The 15,969-nt window shown below is 37.7% G+C and carries 12 protein-coding genes; 1 reads left to right on the top strand and 11 read right to left on the bottom strand.

What is annotated here, in order from left to right; all coding sequences use genetic code 11:
* Nucleotides 1-122: 122 nt before the first annotated feature.
* The 7 genes from porN to EO766_RS14240 all read right to left on the bottom strand — a co-directional run bounded on the left by porN (nt 123) and on the right by EO766_RS14240 (nt 9,269).
* The gene (porN, locus tag EO766_RS14210) at nt 123-1,259 is read right to left on the bottom strand and encodes a type IX secretion system ring subunit PorN/GldN (protein WP_218331308.1); all 1,137 of its coding nucleotides are present in this window, start codon (nt 1,257-1,259) and stop codon (nt 123-125) included.
* Nucleotides 1,260-1,269: 10 nt separating this feature from the next.
* On the bottom strand, nt 1,270-2,805 hold the full coding sequence (gene porM, locus EO766_RS14215; RefSeq protein WP_074418199.1) for a type IX secretion system motor protein PorM/GldM: 1,536 nt from the start codon (nt 2,803-2,805) through the stop codon (nt 1,270-1,272).
* Between the two features lie 64 nt (nt 2,806-2,869).
* Complete coding sequence (gene porL, locus EO766_RS14220; protein ID WP_074418198.1) at nt 2,870-3,637, bottom strand: type IX secretion system motor protein PorL/GldL; 768 nt, start codon at nt 3,635-3,637, stop codon at nt 2,870-2,872.
* A 124-nt stretch (nt 3,638-3,761) separates the two neighbouring features.
* Entirely contained in the window at nt 3,762-5,054 is a 1,293-nt protein-coding gene (gene porK / locus EO766_RS14225) for a T9SS ring complex lipoprotein PorK/GldK (RefSeq protein WP_074418197.1), read from the bottom strand.
* Nucleotides 5,055-5,224: 170 nt separating this feature from the next.
* The gene (locus tag EO766_RS14230) at nt 5,225-7,270 is read right to left on the bottom strand and encodes a thioredoxin domain-containing protein (protein WP_074421086.1); all 2,046 of its coding nucleotides are present in this window, start codon (nt 7,268-7,270) and stop codon (nt 5,225-5,227) included.
* A gap of 113 nt (nt 7,271-7,383) precedes the next feature.
* Nucleotides 7,384-8,187, bottom strand: a complete 804-nt coding sequence (locus EO766_RS14235; RefSeq protein ID WP_074421087.1) for a uroporphyrinogen-III synthase — start codon at nt 8,185-8,187, stop codon at nt 7,384-7,386.
* Between the two features lie 32 nt (nt 8,188-8,219).
* Nucleotides 8,220-9,269, bottom strand: coding sequence for a DUF4271 domain-containing protein (locus EO766_RS14240; protein ID WP_074421088.1), 1,050 nt, complete (start codon nt 9,267-9,269; stop codon nt 8,220-8,222).
* Between the two features lie 136 nt (nt 9,270-9,405).
* Between EO766_RS14240 and hemW the strand changes: the two genes are divergently transcribed.
* Nucleotides 9,406-10,545, top strand: a complete 1,140-nt coding sequence (hemW, locus tag EO766_RS14245; protein ID WP_074420493.1) for a radical SAM family heme chaperone HemW — start codon at nt 9,406-9,408, stop codon at nt 10,543-10,545.
* 8 nt (nt 10,546-10,553) lie between these two features.
* Here hemW and EO766_RS14250 read toward each other — a convergent pair whose 3' ends face one another.
* From EO766_RS14250 to EO766_RS14265, 4 genes are all read right to left on the bottom strand, one after another.
* Complete coding sequence (locus EO766_RS14250; protein WP_074421089.1) at nt 10,554-11,564, bottom strand: NAD(P)H-dependent glycerol-3-phosphate dehydrogenase; 1,011 nt, start codon at nt 11,562-11,564, stop codon at nt 10,554-10,556.
* A 115-nt stretch (nt 11,565-11,679) separates the two neighbouring features.
* Nucleotides 11,680-13,038, bottom strand: coding sequence for an efflux RND transporter periplasmic adaptor subunit (locus EO766_RS14255; protein ID WP_074420491.1), 1,359 nt, complete (start codon nt 13,036-13,038; stop codon nt 11,680-11,682).
* A 60-nt stretch (nt 13,039-13,098) separates the two neighbouring features.
* A complete protein-coding gene (locus tag EO766_RS14260) occupies nt 13,099-14,562 on the bottom strand; it encodes a TolC family protein (protein WP_074420490.1) in 1,464 nt (487 codons plus the stop codon).
* 205 nt (nt 14,563-14,767) lie between these two features.
* Entirely contained in the window at nt 14,768-15,955 is a 1,188-nt protein-coding gene (locus tag EO766_RS14265) for a trans-sulfuration enzyme family protein (RefSeq protein WP_074421090.1), read from the bottom strand.
* Nucleotides 15,956-15,969: the final 14 nt, after the last annotated feature.

Genomic DNA, 15,969 nt, shown 5'->3' on the forward strand with positions numbered 1-15,969 from the left:
CCTATGAAAAACCGAGATAAAGGTACAGATTAGTTTTTAAATAACAATAATTTTTAAAAAAAAAATTCTACTGAAATTATAAAACAAATTTAATACCAAGTTAAAACAAGCCCCAGCAATGCTTAATAAGCCCACAAATCCTGTTCATAATTAAATATCTTTTCCTTAACTTTTTCGCCGGCCAGTAAACGGAATAGGGGGTCTTTAATATAATCTTTAAAATACTGATTTTTGAAGTTATCCATAGTTGTTTTAACAATATAACTGCTGTACATGTGGCTTTCAAACAAATCATCCCAACTCATTCTGGCGCCATTATTTTTTGGATTGTACACCTGCACTTTAGCAAAAGTTGCACGAATATCAGGGTAATAAACCCAGAACAAAGGATACAAATCATTACCAACTGTGGTACCATCCGATAAATATCTTTTCATCATGGGTGCAATACCAATAATACGACGCACCAATCTGGAAGCTTCTTTATCAAAAATATAATCTTCCTTAATTCTGAATTTGTAGATGGAATCTGCAACTATCTGCCGTTGTCTGATTTCACAAACACCGGTTGGCTGACCATCAATATTCCTTCTTTGAATAGTATCAATGCCACCGCCAAAAGTTTTCATAAAATCCGCTTTGCTCAGTGGTGTGGTAAAACGATCATCATTTGCATCAAAAGCGGTAACATCCCCATTCATCACAGCCTGCACAATAATTGAAATTAAACGCTGGTTGCCATTGTCTTCATTAGAGGCGTATCCAAATACCTGATTCATTTTTTCCCTGATGTCAATTTCACTCCAAACCCTTTCTTTAAAAACAGCATCATCTTCCCGAATAAAATCATAAGCCAAAGGGGTTTTATCACGCACCATTTCGTAATTGCGTGTAGGATCGTCCGGGCGAAGCGAAACCTTTACCGTATCAAATAAACCACCTTCACTGCTGCTGGGCATATTTACATATTCCCTACAGCCATTTTGAGGCTTTGGTGTATTTGCATTGGCATTTGTGTTACTGTTTGCAGCGGGTGCATTATTTGGATTGCCCGACAAATAAGGGTTGTTGCTATTCGTATTAGAATTATTATTCTGCAAATACGGATTGGCAGCATTATTGGCCGGTTGCTGTGTAGGTGGCGTTGTATTTCTTTTGGCAGTTCGCTTTTTTGCCTGCGCCAACGCAGCATTGCTTTCAAACATCAGCACAGTTACTGCAACAATCCACACAAAAATTTGAATGCTGGTTTTTTTCATAATCAAAAATTTAATATAAATAGAATGAAATGGGCGGTAATGAGGTAGTTCCATTCGGTCCTTCTACTTTAATCATATCAATTAAAACAGTAGAGTTGGGTCCTAATTTTTCAATTAAAGCACGAGTTTCACTATTAAAAACAGCGCCATTGTTTACAGAAATTCCTGGCCGCTCGGCAAAAGCTTTACCCGTCGCGATAAAAGTATAACTTAACACATTGTATTTTAAATTTTCAAAAATAAAGTTTTCCAAATCTGCCCGCACACCAGCCATTGCTTTAAATTCATTCAAAGCCATTCTACCACCTTTACTGTTACCAACTTTGGCAACGGGATCGGGTATGGTTTTTACCCTGAATTTAAAAGGTGTTATATTTTTTCCATCATTCACGGTAACAGTTGCTTCGCCGGGTGTAGTTACCTGTGCTTCATAATGACCGGGGCCGGTCTTGGTTAAAGAACCCTGACTTATAGAAACACTTACTCTTTCATCACCTACCCCTGCACCACCAATAACGGTTAGTGGGTTAGCTACACCAATATACAATACCCGGGTAGCATCAGCACTTACATTGGCACCTGTTGGTGAACCTACGGTATATTTTATATCAACATCTTTTGTTTCTTGCTTACCGGTTGCCTGGTTGAAATAACTGATATGTAATTTTTTTACATAAGAACCCGGACCACCTACTGTTGTTTTATACAATCCAGTACCATCGGGCTGTAACGGAACACTGGCACCGTCAATGGATATGGAGGGTCTTGATTCTTTATTAAATGCCCCAATACCGGCAGTAACATCCAACTCCTGTCCGGGCATTAAATATTGTGCACTTTGGCCTATTAAAGGCACATACGTGTCAAACACCATTTTCACCTCCCCGATTTTATTGTGGAAATATTCCACTGCACGGGCTTCAGAGTTCTTCACGTCATTTTGGAATTTACTTAAAATAGTAATACCTGCAATAGTAGGTGTCATATTAAAATAAGCATATGCCCAATCTTTTTTTGCAGCATCAGAAGTTGCTGTTTTAGGAATAGAAACATCTAAGGGCAAAGTAGCCGCATATTGCATAGCAAATCCGGTATCAATAGCCAGCAGATCTTTTTTAAACTGAATTAGCTTTTGCTGTAATTCATTTCCCTTCTTTTCTTCAACCATTAATCGTGAAGAAGCTTCTAAATCGTCTTCTTTAAAAGTAGTATCTTTTGGTGGGTTATATCCGGAAGCTCTTTTTAAAGAATCTTTTAATGATTCAATGTAAACATACATGTTTTCGGATAATTGCTTTGCTTTTTCAGCTTTTGGCCACCAAATGGCTGCTTTTTCTTTTGTATCGGCCTGATTTAATTTTTCCTGAAATGATTTAAAAAGGGTTTGATTTTTCTGTTCAATTACTTCATTTGAAGTACCTAAACTATTGTTCACCGTCTTAAATGCATTCAATATTTCAGAAGATACATTCAGTGCTAACAGTGCCGTTAATACCAAATACATCAGGTTAATCATTTTTTGCCGTGGCTCCTTAGGTAATGCCATAATTTATCTGCAGTTTATATAAATTTTATATGAATAGGGTTGCAATCAATCAGCATTGTATGAATTATGGTCTGCCCTGCATGGCAGTTAACATATTACCATATACCTGATTTAACTTACCTAAGTTATTGGCCAGTATGGCAATTTGCTCTTTTGCCTTCATTGCATCACCGGCAGAATTGTTCATGGCTTCAGAAGTTTGCGCTAGTTTACCATAGAATTGATTCAACACTTTTAAATGGTTATTGCTTTCCTGCAATTCCAACTCATATATTGTATTTAAAGAAGTAAGATTTTTGGTCAGCAACTGCACCTGAGTATGAAATTGTTTGGTATTTTCTGCCGCTGCATTAAAAGAAGATAATGAAGCAGTGGTTTGACTAACGGCACCGGTAATAGTACCCAAAGCACCTGCAGCTTCTTTTGCTTTTGCGCTAAAATCGCCGGTAGATTTTACTACATCGCCAATTTCGCCCATTTTTTCAACAGTAGATCCCAATTTCTGAAAACCTGCACTCAGTTTACTCAGGTTAGCGGGTGTGATATCAGCTTCCAATAACATTTTTTCCATGGTTTGTAAAGCCGGGTTTCCGGCAGGAACTTTTGCTCCGGGAATATGCACTTCATGATCATCCATATAAGGAAATATTACATAAAGTATACCATATCCTAAAAAGATTAATGCCTCTGTAGTTAAACCTACTTTCAACATTACATCTGCAATTGGAGTGTGTAAAATTTTCTGCAATGCACCGAAGATAACTACTGCTGCACCAACAGAAACACCAACATCGAACCATTTACTTACCTGAGGAGGAATTTTTGCTGCCATAATTAGGAGAATTTAAATTTTTACTGGGTTTGGGTTAATAGAATACTACCTGCGATTGCATCGCCTGTTGTATCCGTAAAGTTTATTAAAGTTTTAATCAATGAAATGTGCTGATTTTAGGGTTCTATTTTTTCATTCTTGGAGCTAAGTCAATTACACACCTGAATCCTATATAAGATTTTGCACTATCCTGGTATTCGAATGTGCGGGTACTGGTTTGCAGGAAATAACCTACATCTTTCCAGCTTCCACCTCTTACTACTTTTCTGCGCATTAATGGAGGATCAGAATCTTTAGCTTCATAGCGTACATCCGGACTCATATCAGACATAAAATTATAGGCACTTTCGTTGAAATAGGAATTGGTCCATTCAGCAACATTTCCTGCCATATTGTATAAACCGTAATCATTGGGCCAGTATGCATCTACCCGAACTGTATAGAAACCACCATCTTCAGCATAATTACCACGGCCGGGTTTAAAGTTGGCCAACAGACATCCTTTTTTGTTGCGGATATAATAGTTCCCCCAGGGGTACATTGAATTGGTTCTGCCACCGCGGGCTGCATATTCCCATTCTGCTTCGCTTGGTAATCGGTAATCGCTTTCAACAGCCATCTTTTTTCTTTCCAAAGCAGCATTTTGTATATGGGTGCGCCAGTGGCAAAATGCAACGGCCTGTTTCCAGTTAACACCTACTACAGGGTAGTTACCAAAAGCAGGATGTGCAAAATATCTTTTAGTCATCGGTTCATTGTAGGAATAGGAAAAATCACGCATCCATACCAGGGTGTCCGGATAAATGGGAACCTGATAACGCACAATAAATTTACTGCGTGGCTGCCCGGCATTTTCTCTTTTGGCAGCTTCAAATAAATTAAAAGTTTCTACCTGATACAACAATTTGTTGGGGTCAATATCCGGCTTGCCATATAATCTGTTATCCGGCGCAAGAATGAGCTTGTTGCCTAATTTTTCCAGATTTGAGGCATCATATTTAATGGTACGCGCTTTGTTCCAGTCAATGGCTATGGCAGAATCACCACCGGTAGCACCGGCAGATGATTTATAGTAACCCAACTCTTTTGCGGCAAGTGAGTCACGCACCCAATATACAAACTGCCGATAATCATTATTGGTTATCTCTGTAGCATCCATCCAAAAGCCCGGAATAGATACCTGTCTGTTACGGGCGGTATAATTAAAATTAATATCTTCATCACTGGGGCCCATGTGAAAGGTTCCTGGTGGAATGTAAACCATTCCTCTCGGTTTTCCCATACTTTTTCCGGCGCCCGGCGCTACTCCATGTAACTGGCCATCATCCAGCGGATTTTTACTTTTCCCTTTGAAACAGGCAGTAAACCCCACCGATACCAACGACACCAGCAAAATACTATAATGGTACTTCTTCATAATTTCTTGATAGAATATTGACAAATATATAGCAATAAGTAGCACACATGCTACTTTGTAAAATTAGCTTTAATTTAAATTTTAGTTCGAGTAAAGTTCAACGATGCATTTACTTAACGTTCTTTTTACTAACTTTATTTTCCGGGAGGGATAAACAGGGAGAGTGCAAATTAATGGTTTAATTGAAATTCAGAAAAAAAATTTGAAAAATTGGACTGAGGATTTTGGCAGGCATAATTTTCACAAACATGAAACATTGATTTACAGTTAAATTCTTTACCTATTAACAAAGGGAAGCCTTCATTAAATTTTATTGAAGCCTGAAAAATTTTATTGGGATAGTACTTTTTTAAAAAAGGAGCAATATAGTCTGTTGCCTCATTTCCGGTAAAAACCACTTCTTTATTGGGATAAATAAAATGTTGTACTACCAATGCCCAGTAACCAAATGACGTTGGATACTCAACAATAACTTTTTGAAGGCCTGAAATCATTTGCCTGCTTCGCGCTGCCCATTCTGGTTGATGAAAGATGATTGACAGATACCACAAGTTAAAAGCCATTATTGCATTGGCACTGGGTATAGCACCATCATATAGTTCTTTTTTTCTTACAATAATATCTTTTTGATACTGTGGTGTAAAATAAAAATAGAGTTGTTCTTCGTCAGAGTAATCGGCTATTACATGATTACAAAGTGTTTTTGCTTTTTCCAAATAATCAGCATTACCAGTAATTTCCTGCAAAGTAATATAGGCTTGAATTAAAAAAGCCTTATCATCTAAAAATGCGGGTATTCCAGCCTGATTCGACTTCCAGCTATGATACCAAATGCCATTTATATTGAAATTTGTTTCAAGAAATTGCATGTTCTGAATTGCCAAATCCCGATAACTTTCAATGCCCGTGGCAGCGTATGCTTTTCCTAATGCGTTATTCATCAATGCATTCCAACCGAGTAAAATTTTATCATCTAACCCGGGCGCAACTCTTTTTGACCGCTCTTTTCGTAATACAACCTTGCAATTTTCAAGCATGAGGTTGAAAGCATCGGGCTGAATACCTTGTTTTTCTGCAAAAACTTCTGTGGGCTCCTGTATCCATAAAATATTGCTATGCTCCCAATTACCTGCATCTGAAATTCCATAATATGCACAGAAGAGCGGTGCATCATCACCCAAAATTTGTTCTATTTCAGCTTTTTGCCATACATAATATTTGCCTTCTATCCCTTCACTATCTGCATCCAATGCACTGTAAAAGCCGCCATTTTCATGCATTAAATCTCTTTGCAGCCATTCAATGGTTTCAGCTATAGCTACCTGATAGTTGTTTTTTAGGGTGATTTGGAAAGCTTCTGACAATACCTCAACCAAAAGTGCATTATCGTACAACATTTTTTCAAAATGGGGCACCAGCCATTCTGCATCGGTACTATATCGTGCAAAACCACCACCAATCTGATCATAGATGCCACCTTGCAGCATTTTATCAATACTCAATAATGCCTGCTGCAGTGCCTGTTCATTGCCGTTGTGATGATAATCACGTAATAAATTCCGTATCACCATGGTTTGTGGAAATTTAGGCGCTTTCCCAAAACCACCCCATTTGGTATCGGCTAACCGCAATATGTTTTGGGTAATTGTGATACCCATTTCTTTTTGCAATCCATCCATTTGCTGTTGCAGCTCTGATATGCCAAACTGATTGGAAACGTGAATATGTTGCGTTAGGGTTTCGGCCTGTTGCTCCACCTCTGCCCTTCTTTCTGTAAACGTTTTGTGTACAACCACCAACACTTCATTCCAACTCATTCTGTTATATGCCCGTTCAGGCGGGAAATAGGTTCCGCCAAAAAATGGCTTTGCATCTGGTGTTAAAAAAACATTCAATGGCCAGCCGCCGCTGCCTGTTAAGGTTTGTACGGCATCCATATATATATGGTCTAAATCCGGACGTTCTTCACGGTCTATTTTTATATTAATAAAATATTCGTTCATTAAAGCAGCCGTATATTCATTTTCAAAACTTTCTTTTTCCATTACATGACACCAGTGGCAGGCAGCATAACCAATGCTCACCAAAATGGGCTTATTGTTTTGTTTTGCTGCAGCAAGGGCCGCTTCGCCCCAAGGATACCAGTTTACCGGATTATGCGCATGTTGCAATAAATACGGACTGGTTTCGTGTATTAACCGATTGGCATGTTGCATATTTGTGAATATTACCGGCAAATTACAGAAAAGAAAAAATCCTTCTGCAAACAAAAGGGCTTTTGATATGTGATTTAGGAAAAATTTTTAAATGAATCAACAACGCTTCAATGCTATTTTACCGGTTGATTGGATGCTAAAAAATGTTCAATGGCAGCAGTCATACTGGGAATATGTATATCGGGTGCTTTAATATTTAATGTAAGACCTGCTTCTTCCACTGCTTTGGCCGTATTGCCACCAAAAGCACCAATGAGTGTACCATTTTGATGAAAATCGGGAAAGTTATCGAAAATTGATCGCACCGCACTGGGCGTAAACAAACAAACCATATCAATATCGTTGTTTGTAAAAAGGGGTTTGATGTTGTTACTGATACTGCGATACATAAAGCCTAACTGGTATTCACACTTATTGGTTTTTAACCAGTTTACAATCTCATTATCCTGCTGATTTTCACTACAAACATATAAGAAATTTTCATTTTCTTTATGTTTGTTAATCACAGAAAATAAGCTCTTATTGGTACCATCAGCACCATAAAAAACCTTCCGTTTTCTGTATAAAATAAATTTTTGAAGATAGAGGGCTACTGCCTCGGTAATGCAGAAATACTTGGTATCCTGACTAATAGAAACCTTCATTTCCTCGCATATACGAAAAAAATGATCAATGGCATGGCGGCTGGTAAAAATAATGGCAGTGTAAGCAGCAATATCAATTTTTTGTTTTCGAAATTCTTTGGCAGTAATTCCTTCTAAACATATAAACGGCTCAAAAACAAATTGCACATTATATTTTCTTTCGATGTCGAAATAGGGCGATTTCTCACTTTCCGGTCTTGGCTGGGCAATTAAAATTTTTTTTACCGGTTTACTGCTAACAACGTTCGAATTTTTAGTTGCTTTTTTTACCATGCTGTTGTACTAAGTGAATACAAAATTAAAAACTATTTGTCTAAATATTGGAACATTAGCCTGTACATGCACAATACAGGTATTATTTCTACGGCGCAAATGTACAGGAAAAAATGTAAGCTGCTTATTTTAAGCTCACGCCGAAGAGTAGATAAACTAATGATAAAACGATACAACCATAAAAATGCCAGTAGGAAAAAACTAAACTGTAACGCAAATGAAGCATAGGGTTTAGCCGAAAATGCAATTAGCCAAATAACCGGAATTAAGAAAATGGCTGCCACTTTATTGATTAAAAAAACAATAAAATTGTAACCCGATGCAGCCTGTTTTACGTTAAAAATCCATCCGGCAGCCGAAAGAATTAAAAATTTACCCCCATATATAATAGCCAGCAGAACACTACTGTACAGCACCAACAACCAGAATGAAAAAATATGAATGGAAAAATATTGTGCAATCAGCGCAATATATAATCCGCCATTCAAAAAAAACAGAATATTATAAAGCAATGATGACAATTGCCCCTGAATTAATTGTTCCCGCATTTGTTTTTGCCGGTAGGTGGTTTGAAAAAAATAAGCAAATAAATTATCAAAATATTTAGGAAACAATTGACGCAATAACCCTAAATAGAATAACACGCCACACAAAACATAAAACAATTCATCTTTGCCACCCGACTCTTTGAACCTGGTTATTTGATAAATAGGTGCTTTCAGAAATGGCAGGGTTGAAACAGGAAGCCATTGGGCGTAAGTGCTGGTATCCAAATTGCTTTTTACAACTACAGGTACTGGCACAACGATATTTAAAGCCGAATCAGTTACATTTTTAATACTGTCGGTTTTAAGCACAACGCTGTCTTTCCTAACCATGGGCCTTATTTTTTTTATCAACGGTTGTACCATTGTACTTTCTAATGCAGGCTGGGTGGTGGTAATTTTTTTTTGCAACTGTGGCAATGTGCTTTTTTCAGCTTGCTGAACCGGCAACTGATGGCCAGAATCAGTCTGTGCCGCAGAAAACCCTGGCATTAGTGCAAAAAAGAAACCCAACAAAGCAATGGCAATCCACTTCATGATGCGCAAAAATAGTGATAAGCCTTACCTGTTAATCAGATTTATGAATTTTTGAGTAGTTATTTTACCGGGCAATGTTGTCTATTATAGCAGTTCACACCTGTAACTTTACATTTTAATTGATACAATATTACCCATGGCAGGCATTTATGTGCATATACCATTTTGTAAACAGGCTTGCAATTATTGCAATTTTCATTTTTCAGTTGCAAAAAAACAGATACCCGAAATGGTACATGCTATTGCACAAGAAGCGGAATTACAAAATCAGTTTTTAAAGCAACAGATAGTTGATACACTCTATTTTGGAGGAGGAACCCCTTCATTGCTAACCATTGAACAGCTTTTGTTTTTGTTGGAAACCATACAACAACAGTATACCCTTGCCGCTGATGCAGAAATTACCTTAGAAGTGAACCCAGATGATTGCACTCCGGAAGCTTTGGTGCAATGGCGCAGTGCAGGCATCAACCGATTAAGCATGGGTGTTCAATCTTTTCAGGATGCTGATTTAGTATGGATGAACCGTTCGCACAATGCAACAGCTGCCATACAAGCCATTCAACAAGCCTATACTGCCGGGTTTTATAATATTAGTATTGATTTAATATATGGTATACCCGGCTTAACAGAAGAAGCCTGGAAAGAAAACATAAATAAAGCCATAACACTACCTATTCAGCATCTTTCCTGTTATGCATTAACCATTGAACCCAAAACAGCCCTGCATCATTCCATTGAAAACAAATCAAAAGAAAATATTGATGCTGCTGTTCAGGCCAAACAATTTGAATTGTTAATGCAATGGTTACCGGAAGCAGGTTTTGAACAATATGAAGTTTCTAATTTTTCCAAACCGGCCTATGAAAGTAAACACAACAGTAGCTATTGGAAAGGGATACCTTATGTTGGATTGGGCCCATCAGCACATTCGTATAATGGCACATTGCGGCAATGGAATATTGCAAACAACACATTATATATACAAAGCATTCAAAAAGGAAAGATTCCTGCAGAAACAGAAGTGCTTACACCCGTTCAAAAAAGAAATGAACAAATTATGATTGCCTTACGTACCAGAGAAGGCCTCACTTTGTCAACACTTGATGATAACTGGACTGAAACAAACAAATTACGATTAATACGAGCTGCTCAAAAATGGTTATACCAGGGCTTCATGGAATGGCAGCCACAAAAAGAACAAATTCGTTTAACAAAAAAAGGAATGTTGTTTGCCGATGGTATTGCTGCTGATTTATTTGAAGTAAATGCTTAATTACAGCATTAAATTAAATAGCTTTCAATTTTTTTAAACCCTTCTTCCGGTGATAAATTTTCCCATAAAATGGCATAGATAACTGAAGCAATGGGAATAGATGTTTTAAATTGCCGGTTGATGGTAACCATACACTTTGCAGCATTATAGCCTTCAGCAACCATATTCAATTCCAGCTGAGCCGACTTTACGCTATAACCCTTGCCAATCATATTTCCAAAAGTACGGTTGCGGCTAAACAGTGAATAACAGGTTACCAATAAATCGCCCAAATAAACGGATGCAGCATAGTTAGTGGTATGATTTTTTTTATCGGGTAAATAGTTGGCAGTAACTACCGATAAAAAATGACTCATTTCATGAGAACAGTTGGCAATATATACGCTTAAAAAATTATCGCCATATTCTAATCCATGCGCAATACCGGCACCCAACGCATAAATATTTTTTAATACTGCTGCATATTGCACACCTATAATATCACTATTAACCCCGGTATTGATGTATTCTGTTTTAAAATAATTGGCCAATTGCTGCGTCATTGTTGTATCCATACCGGAAAAGGTAAGATAGGAGAGCTTTTCAGCCGCAACTTCTTCGGCATGGCAGGGGCCTAATAATGTATAATAATCAGATATTGGGAATTGAAATTTTTCTGACAAATACTCATGAAACAAATAATTCCCTTCAGGCAAAATACCTTTGATAGCCGAAATAATTTTTTTTCCCTGCAATGCATGAGCAGGCAAATCAGTGAATGCAGCAGCAACAAATGCAGATGGGATGGCCACTACAATTACTTCGCTTGTATTCACAACTTCATGTATGGAAGCTGACAAATGCAACAATTCCGGATTAAAATAAGCATTGCTTAAATAATGCGGATTGTGTTTGCGTTGCTGCATTACAGCAATGGTTTTTTCATTTCTAATCCACCAATAAATTTTGTTTTGGTTATCGGTTAAAATTTTGGCTAAAGCTGTTGCCCAACTTCCGCTTCCTACAATACCTATTTGCATACTTGTATTTTTTCGATTGAACAAACATACAATACAAAGAGTTGATCCCTGCAATTACAACATAAAAAACCGGCTACAGAACTGCAACCGGATAAAAAAATTGATACAGCAAAACTCAATTTGCTTTCACTTCATACAATTTATCTTTAGGGGTAACCAATACCTTGTCTTTGTCTTTCAATAATTTACTCACGGTTGCATAGGGCCCTGTTACCACTTCATCACCTAATTTTAAACCATTGGTTATTTGAATATAGTTTAAATCCTGAATACCGGTTTTAACGGGTACCATTTTAACGGTACCATCTTTCTGTATTACAAAAACTACTTCCCGGGTATTATCATTTGGGGTATTATTATTAACAGTAGCATCACTATTATTATTAGAAGTTGCCGTTTTTTTATTAGATGTGGAATCGGCATTCATATCGCGGGTAGTCACTGCATTCAATGGTACACTTAACACATTACTGGCAGTTTTGGTTTGTATATCGGCACTGGCACTCATACCGGGCCGGAAGGGGAAACGGCCTTTTACAATTAAATCTTTATAACTATCCTGCAACAAACGAATGTGTACTTTGTAATTGGTAACATCGGTTGAAGTAGTAGTTGAAGATGCATTGGTAACGGGGTTTGCTATTTTATAAACAACCCCTTTAAATTTCCTGTCGTTGTAAGCATCTACCTCCACTAAAGCAGTATCACCAATTTTAATTTTGGGGATATCATTTTCACCTACATCTACTTGTGCAACAATACTGCTTAAATCAGCAATCCGCATCATTTCAGTACCTACATTAAAACTGTTACCGGCCACACGTTCGCCCTTTTTAATACTCATTAAACTGATAACACCACTCATGGGGGCGGTAATAATGGTACGCGATAAATCTTCATTGGCTTTTGCCAACTGTGCCTGTGCATTTTTAATATTGGCTTTATTGGCAATAATATTTTGAAGTGCTGCATTGTAATTGGCTTCAGCAGCGCGATACGCTTGCTGGGCTGTTTCAAATTCCTGTCGGCTGATTACTTTGTCATCTAACAATTTTTTTTGGCGATTAAAATTTGCCTCAGTTTGTTCAACGGTTGCTTTTAAGCCTGCCAGGTTTGCCTGTGAATTGGCCACCTGTGCCTGTGCCTGTGCTACTACCGCAGCCACCTGATCGCGCTGTGTAACATATATGTCGGCATAAATTTTTGCCAATTCCTGGCCTTTCTTTACGGTGTCACCTTCATTTACATTGAGTGCAACCACTTCCCCACTAATATCAGGACTAATTTTCACTTCCACTTCCGGATAAATTTTACCACTGGCATTTACACTTTCAATAATGGTTCTGTTCTCGGCCTTTTCGGCAGAAACCTTAATGCCTTCATCTTTACCAATAATGCCGGCAGCTTTTAATCCCCATAAACCACCGAGTAGTATAACCAATATAATGATGGTCCAAAATAATTTTTTATTCATAATATTTTTTTATTATATGTTGATTGAGATGTTGGATGTCTTGTTGAAATATTTCGTTGCTTATAATTTTAAACCCATGCCTTTATAAAATTCTAATAATTTCATTTTGAAAATATAATCATACTCATTGGCTACCTGTTGCAATTTGGCTTTCAGTAAATTATTTTGATTGGTAATTAAATCAACCGTACCCAACATACCAATTTCATAACGTTTTAATGCAAAATCGTAAGCCTTCTGAGCACTCATTACGCTTTTTTTACCGGCAGTAAATTTTTCGAAAGCAGACTCTGCGTTGCTGTATGCTGTATAAATATTGTTTTTTAAGGTAAAATTTGCCTGTTCATTTTGCAACTGTGTGTTTTTGTAATTGAGCTTGGATTGCTGGTATGCAATTTTGCTTTGCCCATTGTTAAAAACAGGAATACTTAAACTTAAACCCAACCCCTGACCAAAGTTGTTGGTAATTTGATTACTCCATCCCTGCCACAACTGTCCAAAGTTTCTTTTAGACTGAGTAATAGAAATATTTGGACTTTGCACATAATAGGTATTGGTACCAATTTTTACAATAGGCTCTGCACCGGTTATTGGTGAATACCCATTGAAAGTGTACCCATCAATCTGATTAAAAGAATTATAAAAGTTGGTACCTAAACTTAGGCCAAACCCAAGCGTAGGATATAAAGCTGCTTTGGCTACCTGAATATTTTTTTGTGCAGCCTTTAACCGAAAGGCGTTACCCTTTTGTAAAGGCTGATTATTCAAAGCTAAAGCATACACAACTTCGGGTTGTAAATCTGCAAAGGATTCTAATGGTATCGTTGAAACATCTGGTGTATCTACTTCAAAGGGTGCAGCAGCATCCAAATTCAATACTGCTTTCAATTGTAAAACGCTTTGTAAAAAAGTGGTTTTAGCAGCAATGTAATTGCTACTATCATTGGCTAATTGTGCCTCTAGTTCAATTTGGTTCAACTCAGGCAATGCACCTGCATCTACCTGCTTTTTAGTAATATCTAACTGCGTTTGCGTTTGTTGAATTTGTACCTTACTAATATTAATTTGCTCATTGGCACTTAATACCTGTAAATAATAGGTAGCCACATTTAATGCCGCATCGTTCGATGCTTTTTCTACATCGGCCAAAGCCGCCTGTGCACTGAATTGAGCGGCAGAAACATTGCTCTTCAATCGATTCCAATTGTATAAAGTTACATTGCTATTGGCTTGTATATTTTGATACAAAGCCTGTGTATTGGTGTAAATATTGGTGGTTCTGTCAATTGACCGGCCAAATTGCACCCCAACACCCGTTCCTAACGAAACGGTGGGTATTTGAAATAATTTAGCCTGCTGTACCTGCAATGCAGCCAGTCTGGCCTGCACATCAGCCTGTTTTACAGAAATATTGTTTTTCATGGCATATTCTACGCATCGCTGCAAACTCCACTTGTCTTCTTTGTTTTGCGCATTGCTATACAAGAAGAGTAAGGAAAAACTAATCACCAAAAAATATTTCATGCATTATCGTTTGTGTCCATTAAAAAACATTCCCATACCAGTTAGATGCCTGATTCTCTATTTTATATGGATGTTTCGGAAAACTGCATTCCATACCTCCTTCAAATTGTTTAGCCCCCCGTTAACCAAAAACTATCTTCAATCAAACATCTTATTACAAAAATAACAGAATAGTTCAGGCACTCCGAAATTTTAGATAAATGGTTTATTGAGCAGGAGCAACGGCTTTTAGAAAGGCCTGTTGTAAATCGGCCACCAAATAATTGGCTTCTTCTAATCCAATATACAAACGAAGCATTCGGTGATTGGGGTTCATTTTGTTGTATTCATTTTTTGGCATACCGGCGCAACGGGGAATGATTAAACTTTCATAACCACCCCAGCTAACCGCCATTTTAATATGTTGCAGGGCATTACAAAATAATTCTATTGTTTCAAGCGCTACCGGCTTTAAAACAAGGGTACACAAGCCACAGGCGCCTTTCATTTGTTGCTGCGCCAATTCAAACTGTGGAAAATTACTGTCGAACGGAAAGATAACCGATTCAACCATGGGCTCCTTTTTTAAATAACCAATAACCTGTTTCGTGGTTTGTGTAATATGCGCTAACCGCATGGGCAATGTTCTAAGGCCGCGAATTAACAACCAGGCATTAAAGGGCTGTATACCACTGCCTATATTCATATATTCACTATTAAAAATGCGTTGAATCATTGCGCTGTTACTACTTAAAACACCTGCTACCACATCACTATGTCCGCTAATGTATTTAGTAGCCGATTGCAGGCTAATATCAATACCCATTGCAATGGGTTGCTGATAAACGGGTGTACAATAACTGTTGTCGATAACGGTAACAATATTGTGCCGTTTTGCCAATGCTGCAACAGCACGAATGTCCTGCAGTTCATACGTCCAGCTATTGGGCGATTCTAAATAAAACAATGTGGTATTGGGCTGTAGTGCATTTTCCCAATTTACAATAGCTGTTCCATCAATATAGGAATGCGTAACACCAAAACGGGGTAAAATTTCTTCAAACATTTTTCTTGCCCAGGTATACACACCTGCTACACTTACAATATGACCACCTGATTTTACATTGGCCAACACTGCTGCAAAAATAGCTGCAGCACCACTGTTAAACACCAAACAATCTTCCGCACCATCTAATGCAGCTAGTTTTTGTGTCAGCATTTTAACTGTGGGATTTAACCCACGGCTATAGAGCCAGGTATTGTATTCATCAGCAAAAGCTTCACGCAAATCCGCCACCGTTTTAAAGGAAAAATTAGAAGTTTGCACAATGGGTGGAGCCACCGCCCTGAAGTAGGCCTCATTATCTTCGCCCAGCTCATTTAAAATGTATGATAAAGAATAAGTATCTTCCATAGCAATTCAATAAA

This window comes from Hydrotalea sp. AMD (assembly GCF_004100315.1).
Lineage (GTDB): Bacteria > Bacteroidota > Bacteroidia > Chitinophagales > Chitinophagaceae > Hydrotalea > Hydrotalea flava.

Bases quoted from the DNA above. Each gene is read 5' to 3' on its own strand.
- porN (WP_218331308.1), bottom strand. From the start codon at position 1,259: ATGAAAAAAACCAGCATTCAAATTTTTGTGTGGATTGTTGCAGTAACT.
- porM (WP_074418199.1), bottom strand. From the start codon at position 2,805: ATGGCATTACCTAAGGAGCCACGGCAAAAAATGATTAACCTGATGTAT.
- porL (WP_074418198.1), bottom strand. From the start codon at position 3,637: ATGGCAGCAAAAATTCCTCCTCAGGTAAGTAAATGGTTCGATGTTGGT.
- porK (WP_074418197.1), bottom strand. From the start codon at position 5,054: ATGAAGAAGTACCATTATAGTATTTTGCTGGTGTCGTTGGTATCGGTG.
- EO766_RS14230 (WP_074421086.1), bottom strand. From the start codon at position 7,270: ATGCAACATGCCAATCGGTTAATACACGAAACCAGTCCGTATTTATTG.
- EO766_RS14235 (WP_074421087.1), bottom strand. From the start codon at position 8,187: ATGGTAAAAAAAGCAACTAAAAATTCGAACGTTGTTAGCAGTAAACCG.
- EO766_RS14240 (WP_074421088.1), bottom strand. From the start codon at position 9,269: ATGAAGTGGATTGCCATTGCTTTGTTGGGTTTCTTTTTTGCACTAATG.
- hemW (WP_074420493.1), top strand. From the start codon at position 9,406: ATGGCAGGCATTTATGTGCATATACCATTTTGTAAACAGGCTTGCAAT.
- EO766_RS14250 (WP_074421089.1), bottom strand. From the start codon at position 11,564: ATGCAAATAGGTATTGTAGGAAGCGGAAGTTGGGCAACAGCTTTAGCC.
- EO766_RS14255 (WP_074420491.1), bottom strand. From the start codon at position 13,038: ATGAATAAAAAATTATTTTGGACCATCATTATATTGGTTATACTACTC.
- EO766_RS14260 (WP_074420490.1), bottom strand. From the start codon at position 14,562: ATGAAATATTTTTTGGTGATTAGTTTTTCCTTACTCTTCTTGTATAGC.
- EO766_RS14265 (WP_074421090.1), bottom strand. From the start codon at position 15,955: ATGGAAGATACTTATTCTTTATCATACATTTTAAATGAGCTGGGCGAA.